Origin of the sequence: Sphingomonas sp. 28-62-11, from assembly GCF_002278865.1 — a bacterium.
GTDB lineage: Bacteria > Pseudomonadota > Alphaproteobacteria > Sphingomonadales > Sphingomonadaceae > Sphingomonas.
On the sequence record NZ_NCGB01000022.1, the window covers coordinates 73,098 to 96,252 of the forward strand.

24 protein-coding genes are annotated in these 23,155 nt (G+C 64.7%); 17 read left to right on the plus strand and 7 right to left on the minus strand.

Annotated features, from left to right (window positions below):
• Window positions 1–20: 20 nt before the first annotated feature.
• The 12 genes from B7Y49_RS09130 (at window position 21) to B7Y49_RS09185 (ending at window position 13,199) form a co-directional block, all read left to right on the plus strand.
• The gene (locus B7Y49_RS09130) at window positions 21–686 is read left to right on the plus strand and encodes a COQ9 family protein (protein WP_374127276.1); all 666 of its coding nucleotides are present in this window, start codon (window positions 21–23) and stop codon (window positions 684–686) included.
• Window positions 687–737: 51 nt separating this feature from the next.
• Window positions 738–998, plus strand: coding sequence for a ferrous iron transport protein A (locus tag B7Y49_RS09135; protein ID WP_374127277.1), 261 nt, complete (start codon window positions 738–740; stop codon window positions 996–998).
• Between the two features lie 24 nt (window positions 999–1,022).
• A complete protein-coding gene (locus B7Y49_RS09140) occupies window positions 1,023–2,888 on the plus strand; it encodes a ferrous iron transporter B (protein WP_374127278.1) in 1,866 nt (621 codons plus the stop codon).
• Window positions 2,889–2,898: 10 nt separating this feature from the next.
• Window positions 2,899–3,450, plus strand: a complete 552-nt coding sequence (ssb, locus tag B7Y49_RS09145) for a single-stranded DNA-binding protein (protein WP_374127279.1) — start codon at window positions 2,899–2,901, stop codon at window positions 3,448–3,450.
• A gap of 234 nt (window positions 3,451–3,684) precedes the next feature.
• Window positions 3,685–4,905: a hypothetical protein gene (locus B7Y49_RS09150; protein ID WP_374127280.1), complete on the plus strand. Its 1,221-nt coding sequence runs from the start codon at window positions 3,685–3,687 to the stop codon at window positions 4,903–4,905.
• Complete coding sequence (locus B7Y49_RS09155) at window positions 4,902–6,464, plus strand: tyrosine-type recombinase/integrase (RefSeq protein WP_374127281.1); 1,563 nt, start codon at window positions 4,902–4,904, stop codon at window positions 6,462–6,464. The genes B7Y49_RS09150 and B7Y49_RS09155 overlap by 4 nt, the downstream gene beginning before the upstream one ends.
• A complete protein-coding gene (locus tag B7Y49_RS09160) occupies window positions 6,457–8,490 on the plus strand; it encodes a hypothetical protein (protein WP_374127282.1) in 2,034 nt (677 codons plus the stop codon). The genes B7Y49_RS09155 and B7Y49_RS09160 overlap by 8 nt, the downstream gene beginning before the upstream one ends.
• Window positions 8,487–8,954, plus strand: coding sequence for a hypothetical protein (locus tag B7Y49_RS09165; RefSeq protein WP_374127283.1), 468 nt, complete (start codon window positions 8,487–8,489; stop codon window positions 8,952–8,954). The genes B7Y49_RS09160 and B7Y49_RS09165 overlap by 4 nt, the downstream gene beginning before the upstream one ends.
• A gap of 4 nt (window positions 8,955–8,958) precedes the next feature.
• Window positions 8,959–9,393: a hypothetical protein gene (locus tag B7Y49_RS09170; RefSeq protein WP_374127284.1), complete on the plus strand. Its 435-nt coding sequence runs from the start codon at window positions 8,959–8,961 to the stop codon at window positions 9,391–9,393.
• Entirely contained in the window at window positions 9,390–11,492 is a 2,103-nt protein-coding gene (locus B7Y49_RS09175; RefSeq protein WP_374127285.1) for a helicase HerA-like domain-containing protein, read from the plus strand. Before B7Y49_RS09170 ends, B7Y49_RS09175 begins: the two co-directional genes overlap by 4 nt.
• A gap of 91 nt (window positions 11,493–11,583) precedes the next feature.
• The gene (locus B7Y49_RS09180; RefSeq protein ID WP_374127286.1) at window positions 11,584–11,946 is read left to right on the plus strand and encodes a helix-turn-helix domain-containing protein; all 363 of its coding nucleotides are present in this window, start codon (window positions 11,584–11,586) and stop codon (window positions 11,944–11,946) included.
• Entirely contained in the window at window positions 11,943–13,199 is a 1,257-nt protein-coding gene (locus tag B7Y49_RS09185) for a type II toxin-antitoxin system HipA family toxin (RefSeq protein WP_374127287.1), read from the plus strand. The genes B7Y49_RS09180 and B7Y49_RS09185 overlap by 4 nt, the downstream gene beginning before the upstream one ends.
• Here B7Y49_RS09185 and B7Y49_RS09190 read toward each other — a convergent pair.
• Window positions 13,196–13,324 (minus strand): hypothetical protein, encoded by a 129-nt coding sequence (locus B7Y49_RS09190; RefSeq protein ID WP_374127288.1) that lies wholly within the window; start codon window positions 13,322–13,324, stop codon window positions 13,196–13,198. The genes B7Y49_RS09185 and B7Y49_RS09190 overlap by 4 nt on opposite strands.
• Before the next feature lie 84 nt (window positions 13,325–13,408).
• Between B7Y49_RS09190 and B7Y49_RS09195 the strand changes: the two genes are divergently transcribed.
• The 3 genes from B7Y49_RS09195 (at window position 13,409) to B7Y49_RS09205 (ending at window position 16,221) form a co-directional block, all read left to right on the plus strand.
• Window positions 13,409–14,548: a hypothetical protein gene (locus B7Y49_RS09195; protein WP_374127289.1), complete on the plus strand. Its 1,140-nt coding sequence runs from the start codon at window positions 13,409–13,411 to the stop codon at window positions 14,546–14,548.
• A gap of 70 nt (window positions 14,549–14,618) precedes the next feature.
• The gene (locus B7Y49_RS09200; protein WP_374127290.1) at window positions 14,619–15,011 is read left to right on the plus strand and encodes a hypothetical protein; all 393 of its coding nucleotides are present in this window, start codon (window positions 14,619–14,621) and stop codon (window positions 15,009–15,011) included.
• Between the two features lie 10 nt (window positions 15,012–15,021).
• Window positions 15,022–16,221 (plus strand): hypothetical protein, encoded by a 1,200-nt coding sequence (locus B7Y49_RS09205; RefSeq protein WP_374127291.1) that lies wholly within the window; start codon window positions 15,022–15,024, stop codon window positions 16,219–16,221.
• A 170-nt stretch (window positions 16,222–16,391) separates the two neighbouring features.
• Here the strand turns inward: B7Y49_RS09205 and metW are convergent, their stop codons facing one another.
• Window positions 16,392–16,979: a methionine biosynthesis protein MetW gene (metW, locus tag B7Y49_RS09210; RefSeq protein WP_374127292.1), complete on the minus strand. Its 588-nt coding sequence runs from the start codon at window positions 16,977–16,979 to the stop codon at window positions 16,392–16,394.
• Entirely contained in the window at window positions 16,976–18,094 is a 1,119-nt protein-coding gene (locus B7Y49_RS09215; RefSeq protein ID WP_374127293.1) for a homoserine O-acetyltransferase, read from the minus strand. Before B7Y49_RS09215 ends, metW begins: the two co-directional genes overlap by 4 nt.
• 65 nt (window positions 18,095–18,159) lie before the next feature.
• Here B7Y49_RS09215 and hisC point away from each other — a divergent pair, with 65 nt between their 5' ends.
• Both hisC and B7Y49_RS09225 read left to right on the plus strand, forming a co-directional pair.
• Window positions 18,160–19,260, plus strand: coding sequence for a histidinol-phosphate transaminase (gene hisC / locus B7Y49_RS09220; RefSeq protein WP_374127294.1), 1,101 nt, complete (start codon window positions 18,160–18,162; stop codon window positions 19,258–19,260).
• Window positions 19,260–20,168 (plus strand): prephenate/arogenate dehydrogenase family protein, encoded by a 909-nt coding sequence (locus B7Y49_RS09225; protein ID WP_374127295.1) that lies wholly within the window; start codon window positions 19,260–19,262, stop codon window positions 20,166–20,168. The genes hisC and B7Y49_RS09225 overlap by 1 nt, the downstream gene beginning before the upstream one ends.
• A 1-nt stretch (window position 20,169) precedes the next feature.
• Here B7Y49_RS09225 and B7Y49_RS09230 read toward each other — a convergent pair whose 3' ends face one another.
• Genes B7Y49_RS09230 through ftsE form a run of 4 tightly spaced genes read right to left on the minus strand, consistent with a single transcriptional unit; the run spans window position 20,170 to window position 22,977 of the window.
• Window positions 20,170–20,853, minus strand: a complete 684-nt coding sequence (locus B7Y49_RS09230; protein ID WP_374127296.1) for a lysophospholipid acyltransferase family protein — start codon at window positions 20,851–20,853, stop codon at window positions 20,170–20,172.
• Entirely contained in the window at window positions 20,850–21,386 is a 537-nt protein-coding gene (locus B7Y49_RS09235) for a YdcF family protein (RefSeq protein ID WP_374127297.1), read from the minus strand. Before B7Y49_RS09235 ends, B7Y49_RS09230 begins: the two co-directional genes overlap by 4 nt.
• Window positions 21,383–22,276: an ABC transporter permease gene (locus tag B7Y49_RS09240; protein WP_374127298.1), complete on the minus strand. Its 894-nt coding sequence runs from the start codon at window positions 22,274–22,276 to the stop codon at window positions 21,383–21,385. Before B7Y49_RS09240 ends, B7Y49_RS09235 begins: the two co-directional genes overlap by 4 nt.
• Complete coding sequence (ftsE, locus tag B7Y49_RS09245) at window positions 22,273–22,977, minus strand: cell division ATP-binding protein FtsE (protein WP_374127299.1); 705 nt, start codon at window positions 22,975–22,977, stop codon at window positions 22,273–22,275. Before ftsE ends, B7Y49_RS09240 begins: the two co-directional genes overlap by 4 nt.
• Window positions 22,978–23,155 lie beyond the last annotated feature (178 nt).

Genomic DNA, 23,155 nt, shown 5'->3' on the forward strand with positions numbered 1-23,155 from the left:
GCCCTCCAAGGAGATTGATCATGCCCGTTGCCCTTCCCGCCGATCCGACGCTTGACGAGATCCGCGCGGCGCTTGCCCCGCTGATTGCCGATAATGCAGCGTTTGATGGTTGGACCAACGAAGCGCTGATGCTGGCGGCCGAGCAGGCCGGATTCGATCAGGATATCGCGCGACTGGCCTTTGCCGACGGCGCCGTGGCGATGATCGATGCGTGGTTCGCGCATGTCGACGATGCCATGACGATCGCCGTGCCTGCCGTCGCGCTTGAGCGGATGAAGGTGCGCGCCAAGATTACCGCCCTTGTCGAGGCGAGGCTGGCAGTGGTGGCCGATAATCGCGAAGCGCTGCGCCGGGCGCTTGCCGTGCTGGCGATGCCACAAAATATCGCCCGGGCGGCCCGGCTCGGCTGGCGGACGGTCGATCTGATTTGGCGTCAGGCTGGCGATACCGCAACCGATTACAACCACTATACCAAGCGAACGATTCTGGGGGCGGTCTATGCCTCCACCATCACGGTTTTCATCAATGATGAGAGCGAGGATTGGGCCGATACCCGCGCTTTCCTGGCCCGCCGGATCGAAGGAATCATGCGGTTCGAGAAGGCCAAGGCCGGTTTCGTCGCACGGACCGAGAATTTCCCGAGCCTGTCGCGCTTTATCGGTCGGCTTCGCTACCCGGTCGTGTGATCACCACAGCGGTTATTGATAATCAATCGCAATGGGCGTATCCGCGAAGGCGTGACCGATAAGCTGACCCTTGAGAAACTGCCGACTCGCCAATCGGCGACCGTCGCGGCGATTGATTGGTCGCGGCTGGCCGAACCCGAGGCGCGGCGCTTGCGCGAACTGGGTTTCGACGAGGGCGTTGGCGTTGAAGTGCTCCACCGCGCCACATTGGGCGGCGGGCCGATTGCGTGCCGGATTGGCCGGATGACGGTGGCGCTGCGCCGGGTGGTGGCGGGAACGATCCACGTCCGGCCGCTTTCCCCGGCAGAATGATCCGACGGAAGTGACCTCGCGGACATGACCACAATCCCGCTGGTGGCGCTGGTCGGCAATCCCAATGCCGGCAAAAGCGCGCTGTTCAACGCACTGACCGGTGCGCGACAGAAAGTGGGCAATTATCCGGGCGTTACAGTGGAGCGGCATTCGGGGCGGCTTGCGCTGCCCGATGGTCGCCCGGTCGAGCTGGTTGATCTGCCCGGCGCCTATTCGCTCGATCCAGGCAGCCCCGACGAACGGGTGACGCGTGACGTGTTGACCGGCACGCAAGCGGGCGAACGACTGCCCGATGCGCTGATCGTGGTAGTGGATGCCGCCAATCTGGACAATCACCTCCGCTTCACGCTGCAGCTGATCGCGCTTGGCCTGCCGGTGGTGGTGGCGCTCAACATGGTCGATCTGGCCGAGCGCGACGGGCTGGTGCTCGATCCGGAACGGCTATCTGCTGAGCTTGGTGTACCCGTGGTGCCGACGGTTGCTGTGCGCAAGCGCGGGCTCGACGTGCTGAAGGCGCAAGTGAGCGACATGATCGGCACCGGCGCCGTCACACGGCTGCGGGCAAGCGACGGGAGCGTGCAGGAAGATATCGTCACGTTGCAGCGCCGCGCCCGAACGATTGCGATGGCGGCGACGATTTCCGAAACCCCCACCCGCCGCTGGACGCACACGCTCGACGAGATCGCGCTGCACCCGGTGTGGGGGATGATGTTGCTGGCGACGATCCTGTTCCTGATGTTCCAGGCGGTGTTCAGCTGGGCCACGGTGCCTGCCGACCTGATCGATCGCGGGTTCAGCGCAATCGGCGATGCGATTACCGCCCGGTTTGGCGAGGGTTTCTTCCCATCGCTGATCGTCGACGGCGTGATCGCAGGCGTAGGCGCGGTAATCGTGTTTCTACCGCAGATCATGATTCTGTTTTTCTTCATCCTGCTGCTCGAGGCGAGCGGATACATGGTGCGCGCCGCCTTCTTGATGGACCGGGTGATGGCGAGCGTCGGCCTGTCGGGTCGCGCCTTTATTCCGTTGCTGTCGAGCTTTGCCTGCGCCGTGCCTGGCATCATGGCGACCCGCACGATCGAGGATGAGAAGGACCGGCTGACGACGATCCTGATTGCGCCGCTGATGACCTGTTCGGCGCGCCTGCCGGTCTACACGCTGATTATCGCCGCGCTGATCCCCAACACCCCGGTGCTGCCTTTCATCGGGCTGCAGGGGGTGGTGATGTTCGGCCTGTATGTGATGGGTGTGGTCGGCGCATTTATCGCCGCGCTGGTGCTGCGCAAGACGGTGACCAAAGGGGCTTCATCGGGTTTCATGATGGAAATGCCGAAGTACCAACTGCCTCGTGCGCGCGATGTGGCACAGGGGCTGTGGGGCCGCGTGGAGATTTTCCTGCGACGCGCGGGCACGATCATTCTCTATTCCACGATCGCTTTATGGCTGTTGCTGAGTTTTCCCAAACCGCCTGAGGGCAGCCCGGTTTCGCCGGTAAACTATTCGGTCGCGGGGCGTGTCGCCAATGGGCTGGCGGTGGTGCTGAAACCGATTGGGTTCGATCGCGACATTGCGCTTGCGCTGATCCCGGCGATGGCGGCACGCGAGGTAGCGGTGGCGGCATTGGCGACGGTTTATGCGATCGACAATCCGGACGGGGAGAGCGGACAAAAGGCGCTGGCTGCCAACTTGCGCACACATTGGAGCCTGCCGACGGCACTCGCCTTCCTGATGTGGTTCGTGTTTGCGCCGCAGTGCATTTCGACGATTGCCGTTACCCGGCGCGAGACCAACAGCTGGAAATGGCCCGCCTTCATGGTCGGCTATTTGTTCGTGCTGGCATATGTCGCTGCCGGAGCTACATATTGGTCAGCAATCGCACTCGGTTTGTAGGAAGAAGAATATGGCGGGCAGCGTCAACAAGGTGATCATCGTCGGCAATCTGGGTCGTGATCCCGAAAGCAAGACCTTCCAGAATGGCGGCAAGGTGGTGAACCTGCGCATCGCCACGTCTGACAGCTGGAAAGACAAGAACACCGGTGAGCGCAAGGAAGCGACCGAATGGCATTCGGTGGCGATCTTCAACGAAGGGCTGGCCAATGTGGCCGAGCGTTATCTGCGCAAAGGATCGAAGGTCTATATCGAGGGCGCACTGAAGACCCGCAAATGGCAGGACGCCAGCGGCAATGATCGTTATTCGACCGAGATCGTCCTGCAGGGCTTCAACAGCGTACTGACGATGCTCGATGGCGCGCCGGGTGCTGGTGGCGGTTCGGGCGGCGGCATGGGTGGCGGTGGCGGTGGCGGTGGCGACTGGGACGGCGGTCGCGATGATTTCGGCAGCAGCGGTTCAGCCCCCGCGCGCGGCGGTGGCAATCGTGGCGGCGGCGGCTTTGGCGGCGGCAACAGCGGTGGTGGCTTCCCCGACGATCTCGATGACGACGTTCCGTTCTGACTCCGGGGGTGTAACTAAATCTGTAACTAACCTCGAATTACGGAGACAAAGTCGCAGATCCGGTTGTAACTAAGCCTGTGGTCATAACGCAGTCTGATAACGGGCTCCTAATTGTAACTAGGGGCCCGTTTTTCGTCCCATTATGAATCGATCATTACCGGGCTCTCCGCAACGAGTTGCAACGCAGACAGGTTCTTCATACGTTCTTTGCTTATTGCCGCGAGAACAGGGTCGATGAAGCCGTCAGCCGAAAAGAAGCTGGGTCCGTATTACCGCAAGAACGTCCGCTTCGACAATGGCGAGCGGTTCGCATTCATGTGCGCGAGGAGCACTGACCTGCCCGATGCATGGGCGCTGCGCTATGCGCTGGCCAAGCTCCGGCAGAAGTCGATCAACCTCGCCAACCGTGTCGTCGACTCGCTCTGCCTGCTCTATGAGTGGGCCGAGGACGAGGGCATCGACATCTCCCAACGCCTCGAGTCCGGCGAGCTGTTCTCCCCGATGGAGATCGAGAACCTCTCCGAATTCATGCGCACCAGCAAGAAGACGCCGCTCGACGTCGGGAAGATGAAGGTCAAGCGCGTCGTCGTGGGCAACACCCACAAGGACAGGATGAAGCGCGTCCTGGCGTTCGTGGAGTGGCGGATGTCTCACATCTCACTCGCCATGACCGACCACTCGCGTGTTTACCTCGTCAACGCGCGACTCGCCGTCCTGAAGAACGTCGTCGCCAACATCAGCGGTAGCAAGCAGAAGCAGCGCGAAGCCCTAACCGACGAAGAGCTCGACTTCCTGATGCAGGTCATCCGTCCTGACGATCCGCGCAATCCGTTCGCCCCGCACACGCGGCACCGCAACTTCTGCTTGGTGCTGTTCTTCGTCGAGCTCGGCATGCGGGAGGCCGAACCGCTCGTGTTGAAGTCAGAGCACGTCAACGTGGCTGGCCGGCAGCCCGGCATCAGCATCGTGCCGAATCCCAACGATCCGGAGGAGCACCGCACGGATCCGCCGCTGGTCAAGACGGCCGGTCGAGATCTGCCCATCAGCCCGCTGCTCGCCTTCTCGATGGACGAGTACATCATGAAGTGGCGCACCAAGCTGCCGGGCCACAAGAGGAACCCCTTCGTCTTCCTGGAGACCATCGGCGGCGCGGCGATGTCGCTTGACGCACAGTATGACATCTTCCAAACGCTGCGGGCACGGTTCCCCGACGATTTGCCAGCAGACCTGTCGTCCCACAAGCTGCGCCACACCTGGAACTCCCGGTTCCGGCGGCTGGCCGCTGAATATGGATGGACGCAAGCGTTCCGCCGCATCATCAACAACTACATCATGGGTTGGAACAAGACGTCCGAGCAGGACGTGCGCTACGCCCACTCCGAGATCGTGCGCGAAGCAACCAACATCCTACGCGCGCTTCATGCGCCGTCCGTTCCAATCAAAGCTGCGGCGTGACGGCCAGTTCGCCAATCGCCGCCGTTGCGGGCCCCGCCCGTAGGTGGCCGCCGCGCGATCAGATCGTCGTGGACCGCGCCGGACTGCCCGTGGACGTGTCTGGCACCGTCTGGCGCATGAACGACGCAATGCGTTCGGCTTCAATCAACTGGGCCAACTTCCCGCTGGCGGATTGCATCGCCCTTGATGCCATCAAGGGTTACCTAGTCCACCTCATCAAGAGCGGTTCACCGGCGGCCGTGGGGAACGCGTTTCACCAGATCGGCATCCTGATCCGGATGCCAGCCTTCCAACACGCAGCGGTGGCCGGCGAAACGATTCCCTACCTCGCGCTCAGCCAAGCGCGCGACTATCTGGGGCAGGAAGACCAATGGAAGCTGCACTACGGCCGCGCGATGTATCGCTGGTGCACGCAGAACGCATACGACGGCTTCGAACAAGGCGTGTTAGACCAGATCGAAGACTGGCGGATCGGCGGGAACAAGAAGGGCAAGGCGGTGCGATCCCGCGATCCCGACGAAGGACCGCTGACCGCACGGGAGGTCTCGGCCATCGTCACAGCCTTGCGTGCTGTGCGGCTCACCGGGTCGATGCCGTTGCCCGAACAGGCTGCGCTGGCTCTAGCGCTGGCATTCGGCTCGAACTCGAGCCAGTTCGCCTCCATGCGAGAGGAGGATGTCGAGCCGCTGCGCTCGGGCGACGAGATCGCGGCTTGGATCATCAGCATCCCCCGGCACAAGAAGGGCGAGGCACTATCGCGATCATCCTTCAGGCAACGGAAGCTCACTGGCCTGTATGGCGAGATCGTCCAGGACCTGATCGAGTGGAGCCAGACCCGACCGACGTTCGAGAACGACGCTCGGCCGCTCATCCGCAAGGGCACCCTGCGTAAGCGCTTCACGTTCGACGACCAGTGGCAGGCCCATATGTCGGCGGCAGCCTTCACCCGGCTGCTGCAACGTGCCGTCCTTCGCCTGGGAATTACGACCTACGGCGGAAAACCGCTCGAGGTCACGTGCCGCCGCTTCCGCTACACCCTGCCGAGCAGGATGGTCGCGAACGGGGCATCGCAGGCCGCGGTCGCCGATGTCCTCGACCACAGCGACCTTCAGAACGTGCCCGTCTACTGGGAAATCCACTCCGACATCGTCGACCCGATCGATGCCGCGATGACGACGGCCCTCGCGCCGCGTGCGCAAGCGTTCGCCGGGATCATCCGATCCGAAACCGAGGCCGTCAGGGGCGATGACGAGGCCAGTCGACGCTTCCTCGCCGATCCTGCAACCAACCAGGTCGAGGTCATCGGCAACTGCGGCGAGTTCCGCTTCTGCGGCATCACCGCCCCCTATGCGTGCTACACCTGCGTCAAGTTCCAGGCATGGATGAATGGTCCGCACCAGGAAGTTCTCGATCAGCTGCAGCGCGCCCGAGAAGAGCGCGCCCACCTTGGGCTTCATCCGAAGATGATCGGGATCGAGGACGAACTCATCGACGCGGTGAAGGACACAATCGCGAGGATCGAGGCCAAGCGCGCTGGCGAGGAGCCGAACCATGCTTGAGCGGCTCGTCACCATCCCAGAGCGCACCGCGCGCTCGGCGCTCGCGGAGGTCATCAGGCGCGCACGCTACGATTGCGCCGCCTTCGGGTCGGATCTGGCCTTCGACGAGCCCGTGTGGGACGTGACGAAGAGCTGTCCGCGACCCAGCAACAAGTCGCAGACGGCGGCCAGGATCTACTACACGACCCACGAGGGCGGCACGTCCAAGAGCATGAAAGGACGCACCGCTCTCGGTGAGCCGTTCGGCGCCTTCGTGAAGGCGATTGTCCGCCTTAAGCAGGACGCGCGACCGCAGACTGCCGATCCGCTCATCGCCATCGTGCATGCCGCGCGTGATCTGGGCGAGGAGCTGCAATCGCGGAATAACGACCCCTGCATGCTGCTGACCGAGGACTTCGACGCCGCCGCCAGGCGCATCCTCGAGCGTGCCAGCGGGATCAAGCGATACAAGCTCGGGGTCGCCTTGGAGGAGATAGCCCGCTTCATCGACAAGCACGGCGTGACGCCGATGCGGCTCGATTGGAAGAATCCGATCAAGAAGACCAGCAACGCGCGTGACCGGACATCCGACCTCGCGGTCACTGCGCGTGCCGACAAGATCCCCGAAGCTGAGGTCTTCGACGCGCTCGCCGAGATCTGGCAGATCATCGACAACCCGAGCGACGCCATCCTGATGGGCTGCGTCGTGCTCCTTCATTGCGCCCCTTGGCGCATCATCGAGGTCCTGCGCATCGCGTACGACTGCGAGGTCGAGGAGCAGAAGGAAGGACCTGACGGTCCGGTGTTCGACCCTGATGGCCTCCCTGTGATGCGTTACGGCATCCGCTACTGGAAGGAAAAGAGCGGGGACCCCGACATCAAGTGGATCCCCACGGTCATGGTCGACGTGGCCAAGTCCGCCATCGAGCGGATCCGGCTGGCGACGGCCGGCGCGCACGAGCTTGCGAATTGGCTGGTGGACAATCCGGGTCGAGCTTGGCTGCCGGCAGATATCCCGCCCACCGCGGACGACGCGTTTACGGTCAAGGACGTTCAGCGCGTCCTCGGCTTCAGTGCACCGTCTGCGGCGCTGCTGTGGCTCAACGCCAACGGCGTCCCGCTCAGCGATCAGCAATACGCGTCCCGCCAGTTCGGGGCCAAGACGAGGAGGGTGGTCGCCCGGCCGGACCTGGAGGCGGCGCTGCTGCGCATGATGCCCTCGGTGGCGCCGGGTCGGGCCGAGTCACCGCTCCACAAGCGGCTGTTCGTCAGCTTCGCCAACCAGCACCACGCCAAGCGGGCGACGATCCCCTGCCTGCTCGAGATCACTAGCGACCAGCAGGTCCGGGACTTCCTCGGCGGCAGGCGCGAGAACGGCAAGACGGTCGTCCAGTCCGGCTTCTCGCGCCTGCTCAACCGGCCGGATCTCAGCGCCCGGACGCACCAGTTCAGGCACTGGCTCAACACGCTGGCCCAGTCGGGCGGACTCGAACAGCAACTGATCGCGCGCTGGTCAGGAAGGGACGAGATCGCGCAAAACGCGGAATACGACCACCTGACCCCTACGGAGCTGGCCGCGGTGGTGCGTGAGCCGCTGGCCAAGGGCATGGCCATCGGCGTGCTCGCTGATATCCACACAAAGCGGGACCCTATTGAGCAGGAGAGTTTTCGCGACGTGATCGTCGCGACGGCGCATGTGACCGAGATTGGATTCTGCATCCACGACTGGAACACCGCACCGTGCCCCGAATTCGGAGCGTGCTCCACCTGCGCGTCGTTCGTGTTCATCAAGGGCGATGCGAAGCACCGCGGTCGCATCGAGGTGATGCGCGCCGACACGGCATGGGTGCTCGCACGCCTCGAAGTCGAGATGGAAGAAGGCACGCGCGGAGCGTCTAACCACTACAGGACGATGCGCGCCAAGCTCGACAGCCTGAACCGCATCCTCGCGTATCACGACGACACCAGCATCCCGGACGGCACGCTCATCCAGCCGAACAGTTCGTCGCCCGTCCACATCGAAGCAGCAAGGGAAGAGGCGGCATGACCCAGGAGAAGAAACCGGGCCGCAGTCGCATCCCGATCACGCCGGAGCGCAAGGAGAAGATCATCGCGCTGATCGAACGCTGGACGGTCGAGTGGGGCCGGCTGACAGGCCCGACGCTCGAGACCAGGGTCGAGACCTGCCTGGGCTGGAAGCTGTCGCGCATCGGCATGTTCAAGCACGCCGAGATCGAGGCCGCGTTCGACAAGCGCCGTCTCGGCCTCGCTGAAGGCAAGCCGCCCAGGAAGCGCCGGCCGGTGCATGAGGAGGTGACCGCTCAGCGGATCAAGCGGCTCGAGGACGAGAATGCCACATTGGAGAAGAAGGTCGACAACCTGCTGGAAATGATCGCGCGCCACCATTTCAATGCGCAGCGGAAAGGCATGACGATAGCCGAGCTCGAGGCACCGCTCAACCAGGCGAGGACTGAGACGCGCTTCCCCGACGCCGGCAAGAAGAAACGGTGATCAGATGCCGGACATCAGCAATAAGGCGCGCGGTGACGCCAACCACCGGGCGCTGGTTGCCTACTTCGACCGCGTCGGCGCCGACATCCCGCGCAAGCCTGACGGGTCGGGCGACATCGCCGCCATCGTGCGGGACGTCCCGCTGACCACACGCCAGGTAATCTACCAGAACGAGCGCAACCGCGCGCTCTGCAACGAGCGCTTCGCCCGGCACGACATCCCGCCGATCGCCGGAAAGGGCGATGCCGTCGCGGTCGCCTTCCAGCGTCCTGGCGCCGCGGCCCCCGATGACGAGAAGAAGGCGCTCAAGCGGCACAACGATCAGCTCCAGCGCGAGCTCGCCGTCGCGCGCGCCGAGGTCATCGAGCTGCGCCGAGACATGCGCCGCTACAAGGCGATCGAGATCCACCTGGCGGACACCGGCCGCCTGCCACGATGACCGACGTCGTCGTCCGCGCCACCGTCACCACCGTGCTGCACGCCGGCACGCGCATGGCCGTATTCCGCGCCGACGACGACAATGACGTCCGCCGCCGCTTCGTGGCGAGGGACCTGCCCAGGCCGCCCGCCACGGGCGAGACCTGGCACATCCGCGGCACCGCCGACGTCCACCCCAGCTTCGGTGCGCAGGTCGTCGTCACCGACATGAAGCTGGCGCGGCCCGAAGGGCGGCTGCTCGCGCGCCTCCTGGCAGGCCAGCGCTTCCCCGGCGTCGGCGAGGCGACCGCCAACAAGCTGTGGGACGCATATGGCGAGCAGCTGGTCGACGTGCTGGAAGCCGCAGACGGCGACGCGCTGTTGCGGGTCCTGCCCGACGACGCACGCTCGCGCGCGCAGGTCGAGACGATCCTGCTCGAGTGGCCGATGGTCGATGCCGAGCCGCGCATCCTCGCCGGCTTCGACCGCGTCGGCATCCCGCTGAACGTCGCCGCCAAGCTGCTCGCGATCTATGGCACCGACGCGCTGGACCGATTGCACGCCGATCCATACCGGCTGCTGGCGTTCAGCAGCTGGAAGACGACGGACGCGATCGCCCGGCGGATGGGCGTCGCGCCGACCGATCCCCGCCGCCAGGTCGCCGCGTGCGAGGCGGCCCTCCACGCCCGCCTACGGGACGGCGACACCCTGATGGGCGGTGAAGCCCTCAGGAAGGCCGCTGGAGCGCTCCTGGGCGTGACCGTGGGCGACGACGTGCTCGACACCGCGTCGCGCCTCGGGGCCATCCGCAGGCGCACCACCGGCTGGCAATCGTCGGGCGCCGCTCTCATGGAGGACGCGATCGCGCAGCGGATCGCGGACGAACTCACTGCCTGTTCGCGCAAGCCGACCGTCCTACCACTCCCTGACCGTTCGATTGACGACGTCGAGCTAAACGCGGGCCAGGCGTCTGCCGTGGCTATGGCGATCACCGAGAACTTCTCGCTGCTGGTGGGCGGCGCCGGCACCGGCAAGACCACCACGCTGAAGGCGATCTGCCGCGCCGCCGCCGCCGCCGGCGTGCCCGTGGAGATGATGGCGCTGTCGGGTCGCGCGGCCCTGCGCATGCGCGAGGCCACCGGCCAGCAGGCCCGCACGATCGCGGGCTGGCTGAACGGCGTGGCAATTGGCAACATCGACCTGTCGCACAATCCGCTCATCGTCATCGACGAGGCCAGCATGGTGGACCTCGGCTCGCTCTACCGCATCATGCTGCTGGCGCCCGAGGGCTGCCGCTTCCTGCTCGTCGGCGACGATGGCCAGCTGCCGCCTGTCAGCTTCGGCCTCACCTTCCACGCGCTGCTCGAGGTCGACGCAATCCCGCGCACGGTGCTGACCGAGGTCATGCGCCAAGCGGCCGAGACCGGCATCCCCGGCGTCGCCCAGGCCGTCCGCGACGGCGTCTTGCCCGACCTGTCCGGCTACGACCCTGCAGCCGATCACGGCGTGTCGATCGCCACGTGCGATGCGCGCGACGTGGTCGCGACCGCCGTCTCCATCCGCCGCGGCCTTCCCACCGCGCAGATCGTCGGCTCGATCAAGGGTGGCGGTGATCACGCCGATGGCGGCACGATCGCCATGAACGCCTCGCTGCACGACGCCTGGGCGGCAGCCCGCAAGCTCGATCCCTCGACCTGGCTGCGCGGCGAACCCGTCATGTGGACCGTCAACGACTACGACCTCGACCTGTGGAACGGCAGCCTCGGCAAGGTCGTCCGCATGACGGACGACGGCCTGTCGGTCCGGTTCGACGAGGGCGACCGGACCATTCCCGTCGAGCTGCTCGACCATCTCGAGCCGGCGTGGGCAATCACCACGCACAAGGCACAGGGATCGCAGTTCGAGACCGTCGTAGTGCCCGTGACCGACAGCCGCATCCTGGACCGTACGCTCCTCTACACGGCACTCACGCGCGCCACGCAGCGGGTCGTCCTAGTCGGCGATCCGGTCGTCATACGCAATGCAATCCGCCGCCCGCCGCAGGCATCGCGGAGGGCGACGTGGATGAAGTGCGCGGTGATAGCCGCGCTCAGCCAAGAATCCGAGGCACAGGCCGCATGATGCGGTTTCCAGTGGGGAACAAAAAAGATACAATACCGGAAGCCGGCGTTCCAACGCTGGTCCGAGATCACGCCAGACGCAGGAGGACCGCATGTCGAACGACCACAAGACCGCCGACGCTTCACGCGCGTCCCGCGACATCGCGAAGCCTGGCGATCTGTCACACCTCTATCGCGGTGGCGCGCGTCCAACGGTCCCGACGGCGACCGAACTTGCAAAGCGTCTGCGCCGGTTGCGTGAGGAAGTCGGATACAGCGTCGAGCAGCTCGCACGGCATTGCGGTGTCACAGAGTCGGCGATTACCGCATTCGAGGACGATGCAACCGCCGACGCGGCGACGCTCCTCGCGCTGATCACCTGCTTCTCATGGTCGTGGCGCCTCGACGAAGCCTTCCTGGCCCCGCGTCTGCCCAAGGTCGATGACATGCTGGCCTACCAGAGGGCCCGGCGATGAGCACCTGGCCGGGCATCGACGAGATCGAGGTCGATCTCGACTTCGGCACAGATGGGGAAATGCGCCTGGGCCGGCTGACGGAGATACAGGGCCGTCCCCAGTTCGAATATGACCCGGCGATCCTCCAGACGCCTGTGAATCCATCGCCGATAACCCTTGAGCGGACAACCGAGAAACAGGACGGATACGATAGCTTCGACGGGCTGCACCCGATCTTCAGCGACTCCCAGCCGGATGGTTGGACCAGGCACCTGGTCGATCGCCGCGTCCGCGAGGCAGGATACAATCCCCGGGATCTCGGCATCCTCGATCGGCTCGCGCTCGTCGGCGGCAACGGGGTCGGAGCATTGTCATACAGTCCGGCGGCAGGGCTCGGAGTCGAGCTGCGGCGCCTGACGGTCGACGATCTCGCTGAGATCATCACCAGGGTGGATGGTGGCACCAAGGAGGAGATCGCGCTGGCCGAGCGGATGGCGGGCTCACTGGGCGGTGTTAGGCCAAAGTCCCACATCTCGTCGGATGGCGTCGACATGTCCATCACGCCGCGGCCGGACCGTCCGGGCTACACGCCCTGGATCATGAAGTTCCCATCGCCGGCTTATGACGACGCGGACGCCGGCGTCGTCGAATACGCCTACTCGAATATGGCACGGGCCGCGGGTATCGAGATGCCGCGGACAAAGCTCTTCGAGTCACTGAAGGGGCCCGGATTCTTCGCTGCCGAGCGCTTCGACTACGACGCCGGTCGGCGCTTCCACTACCAATCATATGGCGGCATGGTCGGTATCGCTCCGCTCACCGGATCGGACTACTCCGATCTGATCAGGGTGGGCAGGCAACTCGTCGACAATCCCGAGGAGCAGCTGATCCGCCGCATGGCGTTCAACGTGCTGGCAGCCAACCGGGACGACCATGTCCGCAACCACGGCTTCCTGATGGACAGCCGTGGTTCATGGCGTCTGGCGCCTGCGTTCGACCTCACGTTCAGCCCCCAGACCGGCCATGCCATGGCCGTCGGAGGCCTCCATACGAAACCGCGCCTCTTCAACATGCGCAAAGCCGTCAGGGACGCCGGCGCTGACGATGGCGGCGTCGCCAGACTCGTCAAGGAAGTGCGGGACGTGGTGCGCGAGTGGCCGACCTTCGCGAAGGATGCCGGCGTGCCACCGAAGCGGGCCGAGGCCATCATGGACGAGATCGTGAGGTCCGACCCGCCTGACCCGCGCGGAATGCAGCTAGGGCTATCGCGCTAGGGCACCGGTCGTCCGGTCGCGATCGCGCGGTGGATGGCGACCAGATCGCCCTGGCAGGACAGCACTTCTAAAACCCGCTCATAGAACGCTTTGCGGTGGCAACTCGTCGAGTTCACCGAGGCCATCAAGGCCGCCCCCGCCCAATGGCATCGGCGGCAGGCGCGCGCCACGCGGACGGAAATACATCCACATCAACCAGGAGGACAGCCATGTCCGAAGCGACGACGCGCGCCTATGCCGCAGCGGCCGAGGCGCTGAAACTCAACGTGCTCGCCTATGGCGGAACGCTGCTCGACCTGGACGTGTTCACCGAGCGGCTGGTCGAGTCGACCGAGGACCCCTACGGCGTCGACGTCGTCATCGACATCCGACCGGGGCTCGCCCTGTCCTTCCCCATCGTCACGACGTCGATGAAGGAATGGCGCAGGCGCGGTCCAGGCTCGCCGACCGAGATGCTGGTGCGGGCGCTGGGACGGCTCGCCATGACGCGCGTCTGGCGAAGGCGCGGCACCACCGCGCCACCCGCAGGCCTGCTGGAGACCAACGGTCTCGGCAAGCTGCTCGTCGAGCGTGGTGGCGTCGAGCCGCAGGCGTTCTTCGACGCCACCTGGGCGCCGTCGATCCACATCGGCGATAAGTATAGCGACACGCTCGACTGGATGGGCGGCGGCACCATCACGCCGCTGTTCGCGCGCGCCCCTGCCGCCGAGCGCAACCGCGTCGTCGATCTGCCCGCGCCGCTGCCGTGGATGAGCGGATACAGCTCCCTCGACGCCGTGTTCGTCGAGGCGGTCGCCCTCGACGAGAGGCTGGCCGTGATCTGGAAGCCGCAGGACTCGACCGGCTTCGAGATCCGGCTGCCCGCCAACTCGCTCCCCGAGACGCTGAAGGCGGCCGCGATCGGCAGACCCTTCTCCTCATACGTGTCGCACCGGCTGCTCGACAGGTTCGATCTCGAGATCGACGTCGTCCTCTCGCACCAGAAGTCGCTGCGCATGAAGCTACGCGGCGGCTCGGCCCTGTGGCGGCGCGTCCGGCTGAAGGGCGGCAACGAGGACCGCAGAGACCTGAAGGCCGAGATCCGAGCGCTGCGCGAGGGTCGCATCCATCTTGAGCGCGTCATCGCCGGTCACCTGACGATTCCCGGCTGTCGCGGCGACATCGAGGTCCCATGGGAAAACCTGTTCGACGAGGACGAGATCGACGAGTTCACGGGCCGGCCGTGGCCAAGCCATCCCGAGGACGGGATCGAAGGCATCTCATCGAAGCGTCGCCGGGAAGATCGTCAGCACGATGACGGCGATCCCATCATCCGCTTCGACGAGGACGATCCGGCGTCATACGAATAACGATCATGCCGGTCCAATTACACGCTGGAACTGCCGTTAGCGCACACTCAGCCGGAGGGGAGAGTAAAATATGACGAAACCCGTCGATATGGAACGGGTTGGGCGCGCTCGGGACATCCACCGCCGGTTGATGGAGCTTCCTCGGCCCAAGGGCCTATCCAACAACGAATGGGCACGAGAGGCCCAAGTCAACACTTCCTTCTTCACCAACCTCATGAAAGGCAGCGAGCCATCGGTTGGAAAACTGCGCGCCGTGCTCGTGGCGGTGGGCTCGAGCATCCCCGAATTCTTCGCGGACGAAGCTGAAGGCAGGCTGGTCAGAATGCCCACCGAGCAAACCCTAAAGAGCGCAATCAGCGAGGCGCTATCGGATGATGCCACGACCACCTTCGTCGCCACGTGCGTGGCCAGGACCATCCGTGGACCCGCTATTGAACGCAGCCAGACAACCAGCCCCAGCTAAGGAGCACCACATGCAGCGCTTCAACGACATCAACCCATCGCGCTGGCGCTTCGGCAACCCGCAAGCCCCGGCCTGCATACAGGCCGCCAAGCGCCACGAGCACTCGGGCGGGACCACGTCCGGATTCTTCCAGGACCTCAACGCCGTCATCGGCCAGGGCTACAACGACGCCATCATGCGCTTCGGCCGCGAGCAGCGCCCCGGCAGCTCGTCGTTCATGGACATCCTCTCCAGCGAGATGGCGCTCGCGCTCTACGCCTCGACCTTCTGGCGCTCGTTCAGAAACGTGATCGCGATCGACCCGGAGCTCATGACCTTGCTCGAGCACACCAGCGCGGACGATCTGCCACTGTCGGCCATCAGGTTCCCGTTCCCCTTCTTCCACGTCGCATTCCCGGCCGGCAACGGCATGTCGCTGCCCGGTCCCCGCAACGAGATCGACGGCGTCTACGTCGATACCCGGATGGAGGGGAAGCTGCAGCTGTGCATAACGTGCCGGCGGCTCGACCGCACGCCGACGAAGCGGAACTACCCCCGCGTCATCGAAAGGACCTTCGGCCTCTCCGGGGATATGGAGGCCGACGAGACGGTCGGCGGCTTCGTGCGCCGCATGACCGAGGAGAAGGTGGCTGGGCTGCTGGCGTCGCATGACACCTGGACCCGCCTCGCCGAGGAGATGAACCAGAGCGAAGCGGGACATGCCGGCGGTCGCCACTTCACAACCGTCGCCCCCGAGAACGACGCCAGGCGTGCCGACGACGCCGAGGAGGGGCTTCCTTCCGCGCTGACGGCGCTCGGCATGGTGATGAGCGTGCTGAGCTACCTCTCTACCGATCACGGCACGACCGCGCCGGTCGCGACCGACTACTCGCCCGCGCCGCCGCAGCGGCTCGCGCAGAAGCTGCGCGTCGGCACCGAGAAGCAGCGCCGGCTCGCCCGCGAAGAGGCGTTCCGCCTTGGCATCATCCCCATCCAGGTCGTCGGCCGCGGCATCCTCAGCGACGAGGAGCGCGGGGCGCTCACCGATCGCGAGGTCCGCCCGCACTGGCGGCGCGGGCACATCCGCCGCGTGTGGATGGAGGGCAGGCGCGAGCGCTACGAGGTCCGCTGGATCCGCCCGGTCATCGTCAACCGCCACAAGGGCGATCCGGTCGGCATGCACATCCACACGATCGTGCCCGCGCCGTCTGTTGACACTGGTTCGACGTGACACCGCCGGACGCTCGACCTAAGCTGGTCACCAGCGGAAATCGGCGCAAAAGCGGCCGATAGTTACATCGGAGTTTGATTCGAATGGATCAAAAGAACGGTTCACCGAGGACGGAGGCATTGTTCTTACATACAGTTACACCTCTTCCCCGGAATAACCGTTCTGACGGACTATCGCCGAAGCAGGAACACGGCATGTTCGGCGAGGAAATTTGCCGCCGCTGATGTCGTGCGCTTGCCGTCCGACAGGAACCAAGCGCCCTCCACGGTAACCCCGCGTTCCTTCACAAAGGCGCGGAAATCATCGACGGTCACGTGGTGGATATTGGGTGTATCGTACCATCGTTCGGGTAATAACCGCGTCACCGGCATCCGCCCGCCCCAGAGCAGCGACGCGCGCACCCGCCAATGCGCGAAATTAGGGAAGGAGACGAACGCCTGCCGCCCGATCCGGAGCAAATGATCAAGAACCATATCGGGCGCGCGCGCGGTCTGCAGCGTCTGGCTGAGGATCGCATAATCGAAACTGGCATCGGGATAATCCGCCAGATCGCGATCAGCATCGCCCTGCACCACGGATAGGCCGCGCGCGACGGCGGCGGCGACATTGTCGGCATCAATCTCCAGCCCGCGCGCATCCACCCGCCGATCGTCGCGCAGTGCCGCCATCAGCGCGCCGTCGCCGCAGCCAACGTCAAGCACACGCGCACCGGGTGCGACATTGGCAGCGATGATCGCGAGATCGGGTCGCAAGGTCATGCCACCGACCGCAGAAAGCCGTCGACCACCCGGTTCAACTCCGGCGATTCGAGCAGGAAAGCGTCATGGCCATAGGGACTCGATAGCTCGACAAAGCTTGCCGCCGCGCCGCTGGCATTGAGCGCATGGACGATGCTGCGCGATTCCGCGGTCGGATAGAGCCAGTCGGTATCGAAGCTGACGAGGCAGAACCGCGCCGCAGTGTCCCGAAAGGCATTGGCGAGCATGCCGCCATGTTCCTCGGCGAGATCGAAATAATCCATGGCGCGGGTGATGTAGAGATAGGAGTTCGCATCAAACCGATCGACAAAGCTGATCCCCTGGTGCCGCAAATAGCTTTCGACCTGAAAATCGGCGTCGAACCCAAAGCTCTTCGCTTCCCGTGCCTGCAGACGCCGCCCGAATTTCTCGGTCAGCCCAGCTTCCGACAGATAGGTGATGTGCGCCGCCATCCGCGCTACCGCCAGCCCAGCCGTCGGTGGCTCGCCGCTGGCATAGTAATCACCGCCGTGCCATCGCGGATCGGCCATCACCGCCTGGCGGCCGACCTCGTGAAAGGCGATATTTTGCGCGGTATGGCGGGCGGTGGAGGCGATCACCACTGCAGCGCGGACCCGCTCCGGGAAAGTGGCCGGCCAGCTGAGCGCCTGCATGCCCCCCATCGACCCGCCGACGACCGCGCGCAGCACCCCCACGCCCAGATGATCGAGCAGCATCGCCTGCGCGCGCACCATGTCGCGGATCGTGATGACCGGAAACGTCATGCCCCAGGGCCTGCCGATCGCGGGGTTGATGCTCGCGGGGCCGGACGACCCCATACAACTGCCGAGCACATTGGCGCAGATGACGAAGTGCCGCGCCGGATCAATCGGCTTGCCTTCACCCACCATCCGCGTCCACCAGCCGGGCTTGCCGGTGATCGGGTGGTCGCTGGCGACATGCTGATCGCCCGTCAGCGCGTGACAGATGAGGACCGCGTTGCCGCCATCCGCGTCCAGCGTGCCATAGGTTTCATAGGCGATGTCGACCGGGGACAGCAGATTACCCCCGTCAAGCCGCAAGGGGCCGGGCAGAGTGATCAACCGGCTGAGCCCGTAACGCGCGTCATGCTCCATGATCGGGCGCTAGGGCCGGGGTGTTCGCCTTGTCAATGTCGGGTGCCGGGGGCTATGCGCCGGAAATGACTGCACCTGTCCCCAAAGATTGGGTCATGGCCATCGCGCCCTATGTCCCCGGCCGATCGACCGCTGATGACGGGCGCAAGCTCGTCAAGCTTTCCGCCAACGAGAATCCCCTCGGTACGTCACCCGCTGCGCGCGCCGCGTTCAACGCCGCGCATGCCTCGCTTGATCGCTATCCCGATCCCGGCGCGATGATTTTGCGTGAGGCTGTGGCGGAGACGTACGGGCTCGATCCGCTGCGCGTCATCTACGGCACTGGGTCCGACGATGTGCTCCATCTGGCCGCCGGTGCCTTTGCCGGGCCGGGTGATGAGGTAATCTTCGTCCATTACGGTTTTGCCGTTTACGAAATCGCGGCGCGGCGCGTTGGGGCGACCCCAGTGATCGCCCCCGACACCGATTATGCGACCGATGTCGACGCGATTCTGGCGTGCGTTACCGATCGCACCCGGATCATCTTCCTCGCCAACCCGAACAACCCCACAGGCACTTTCACGCCCCGCGCAGAAATCGCCCGGCTGCATGCGGCTTTACCAAAGCACGTGCTGCTCGTGATTGACCAAGCCTATGCCGAGTATATCGAGCCCGAGGATGACGATGCCGGGCTGGCGCTAGCGATGACCGAGCCCAATGTGCTGATCACGCGGACCTTCTCCAAGATATATGGGCTGGCCGCCGAACGGATCGGCTGGGGCTATGGTGCAGCACCGCTGATCGAGGCGATGCACCGCATTCGCCTGCCCTTCAACGTCACGACCGCCGGGCAATTGGCGGCAGTGGCGGCGCTTGGCGATCAGGATTTCGTCACCTCGACCCGCGCGCATAATGCCCATTGGCGGGCATGGCTGGCGGGCGAGATCGCTTCGATGGGCAATCACGGCCTGCGCGCAGTGCCATCCAAGGCCAATTTCCTGCTGGTGCTGTTCGAAGGCGCGGTGACCGCTGAAGCAGCGTATAAGGACCTAATGGAACGCGGCTATATCGTCCGCTGGTTGCCGGGCCAGGGCCTGCCGCACGGGCTGCGGATGACGATCGGCACTGAGGAAGAGACTCGCGGGCTGGCCACGGCCTTGCGCGATATTGTTGAGCATCAGCGCTGATGCTGCCTTTCGCCCGGGTCACCATTATCGGGCTGGGGCTGATCGGTTCGTCGATCGCCCATGCGATCCGCGCCAACATGCCGACCGTGCGTCTGACCGGGCATGATGCCGACCCCGATGTGCGTGACACCGCTATTCGACTTCAACTCTGCGATGACATCGCCGATACGGCCGGCGCCGCGGTAATCGATGCCGATCTGGTGATTTTATGCGTACCGGTGGGCGCGATGGCGGCCGCTGCCGCTGCTCTACGTGATGATCTGTCCCCCGAAGCGATCGTCAGCGATGTTGGCAGCTGCAAGGAAGAGGTGGCGCGCGTCCTGGTCGAGGCGCTCCCGGGCGCAACGATCGTCCCTGCGCATCCGGTGGCGGGCACCGAGCGTTCCGGGCCGGAGGCTGGGTTTGCCACGCTGTTCCAGGGTCGCTGGTGCATTGTGACCCCGATCGAGGGCATGCCCGAGACAGCGACCGAGAGGGTCAGCGATTTCTGGCGCAAGCTGGGAGCAGAGGTCGACCTGATGGCCCCCGACCATCACGACCGGGTGCTCGCGGTGACAAGCCATTTGCCCCATCTGATCGCCTATACGATCGTCGGCACGGCATCCGATCTGGAGGAAGTAACGCAATCCGAAGTGATCAAATATTCGGCCGGCGGTTTTCGCGATTTCACCCGGATCGCAGCATCGGACCCGACGATGTGGCGCGATGTGTTCCTGTCGAACCGGGAAGCCGTGCTCGACATGCTTCAACGCTTTTCTGAGGATTTGTCATCGCTCCAACGCGCGATCCGCTGGGGCAAGGGGGACGAGCTGTTCGATCTGTTCACCCGCACCCGCGCGGTCCGCCGCAGCATTATCGAACAAGGGCAGGATGATGCCGCCCCCGATTTCGGGCGATCGCACGAATAGCTTATTCGAGCACATTGATCGCCGCATGCACCCGCGCCTCGATCTCTTCCCGCGGCAATTTGGGCGGGATTCGTTCGCCGAACAGGAAGGTCACGACACCGGGGCGCTTGGGCCCCTTTTTCGGCCAAACCGCGCCTGAATTGATCGCGATCGGCACGACGGGCAGGCCAAGCACCCGGTACAGCCCGGCAAAGCCCGATTTGAGCGGCGGGGTCTCGCCCTGCGCGACGCGGGTGCCTTCGGGGAAGATCACCACTGATCGTCCCTGCGCGAGCGCTTGCCTTGCCTCACGCATCATCTGGCGCAGCGCCGCCGCGTTGCTATCGCGGTCAACAACGATCGCCCCGTAACGCTGCACCGCCCAGCCCCATACGGGGATCGAGGCGAGTTCGCGCTTGATGACGAACACGGGGTTACCCAGCGTCATACACAGATCGAGTGTCTCAAACATCGCATGATGCTTGACGGCGTAGAAGGTAGGCTCGGTGGCGATCTTTCCTTCATAGCGCGTGGTAATGCCCAGCGTTACACGCGCTGCAATCCGGTGAAAGCGCGACCAAAGATAGACATTGGCAATGAAAGCCCGCTGCCCGAACAGCGAGGTGATTGGCGTCGCCAGCACAATCGGTACCGATCCACCATAGAAAACGAGAACAAACAACCACGTCCGCAGGCGGTTAATCATCCGCCGATTCCCAGCCACAGCGCCACGCGCCGGACAAGATACTTGTCATATTCGGCGAGCAGCAGCAGGAATCGGGGGGCACCGGCCACACCGTCCCCCTCAACCCGAACATCGGGGCCGAGCGCATAAGTGAGTTCCAGCCGGGCGCGGCGCAAATGCCAGTCCGCCGTCACCAGCCGGACCGATTTATACCCGTGGCGGCGCACCCAATCTCGCGTTTCCTCAGCATTGGAACGGGTATCGACTGCCTCGCGCCCCAGATCGATACAACAAGCGAAAAGCTTGGGGGAAGTACGGTACTCGATCGCCAGGTCCACAGGGCGCACCCCCGGCGCCACCCCGGTCACCAGCATTCGCTTTGCGGCACCTGCCTGCATCAGTGCGATGCCGCGATCGATGCGCCCCGCCCCCCCGGTCGGCACCACGATGGCATCGGTACGGCGATTATCGAGCGGGCCGGGCAGAAACGCCATGAACCAGGCAAATCCCAGCAACCAGGCGATGGCGATAAGGCCGATGATCCGTCTGATCACAAAAACTGCCTCAAGGCGCCAAGCACAGCATAGCGCGCCGCCACCGTCGCCAGCAACGCGAACAGGATCGGCAGCCCGGCAAGCAGTACCCAGTCCCGCTCTGATAGCGCAATGCCACTGACCAAATCGGAGCCAAGCCCCGAAAGCTGGCTACCGACAAGGCTAATCGTCAGCATCGCCAGCACCGTGCCCGCCGCGCCGCCATAGAGCGTGTCGAGCGCGATCCGCCGCTGGAATAGCCGCGCGACCTGCATGTCGGTCGAGCCAAGCATGTGGAGCACCTCGATCGTCTCGCGGTGGGTATCAAGCCCCGCGCGCCCGACCAGAATCACGACGGCGGCAGTTGCCCCGGCCATCAGCACGACTAAGCCCGCTGCAAGCCAAATCATCAGCTGCATGAAATTGCTGACCGGCGACATCCAGCTTTCATGCCGGTCAATCCGCGCGGACGGCACCACGGCGCGAACGGCGCGTGCCAGGCGCGCAACCGCGCTGTCGGTGCCCGCCAGCAGCTCGACATCGATCATCGCGGGCATCGGCAGATCGGGATCGGCACCGTCTTCGCCCAGCCAGGGGCGCAGCAAGCCGGCCAGCTGGGCGCGATCGACCGGTTCGGCGCGCGCGACACCAGGTGTCTGCCGGATCAGGCGAAGCGCAGCCGCGGCGTCGCGTTCACGCGCGCCTTCATTGGCCTCGACGATCTGAACCGTCACGCGACCCGCAATCTGGCGATCGAGCACATTAGCCGCCGCCAGCGTCCCAAGCCCGAATGCTGCTGCCAGCACCGTCAGGAACAGCATGATCGCCATGATCCAGATCATCGATCGCGTCCGCCGACTTTCATCGAGCAGGCGACGATCGGCGGCGGGGGTGATGAGGCGAATCTTCACGTCGCGCCGCCCGGCGGATGGCGCAGCGAGCCGGTCGGATCGAGCAGGCGCCCCTGATCGAGCCGCATCATATGAGCATTGGGAATCCGCCCGAGCAGATGGAAATCATGCGTGGCGACCACCACCGTCGTACCGAGCCGGTTCAGGCTATCAAACAAGTGCAAAAGGCGTTCGGCCATGTCGGGATCGACATTGCCGGTCGGCTCGTCGGCGACCAGAATTTCGGGTCGGCCAATCACTGCGCGCGCGATGGCCACGCGCTGTTGCTCGCCACCCGACAAGGTTGGCGCTTTGGCATCGACCCGGTCGGACAAACCAACCCAGGCAAGCATTTCGCGCACAGGCGCCTCTACGTCAGCCTCCGGCACGCCGGAAACCCGCAGTGGCAAGGCGATATTGTCGTAGGCAGACAGGTGCGGCAGCAGCCGGAAATCCTGAAAAACCACCCCGATCCGGCGGCGAAAACCCGGCAGGCGATCGCGCGGCAGCGTCACCGCATCCTCACCGAACAGCCGGATCGACCCGCGCGTGGGGCGCTGCGACAGATAGAGCAGCTTGAGCAACGAGGTTTTTCCGGCGCCCGACGCGCCAGTCAGGAAATAGAAGGCGCCACTCGACAGGGAAAAGCTGACATCGGACAGGGTTTCCTGCCCGGTGCCATAGCGTAGCCCCACGTTGTCGAATTGAACGATGTTCGCCATGGCGGCGCGGTTTCCGCTTTCAATCGTTGGTTGACGTTCGTCGCAGCCATCGCACGCCCGGGCCACCGGCTCAAGCATACACGCCCTTCTCGCGCTTTGCCGCCCATCGGTTGCCGGTCCCCTCTTGCCACCAGCGCCTGCAACGTGCTTAGATTCGCTTTGGGATGGGGAAAGGGGC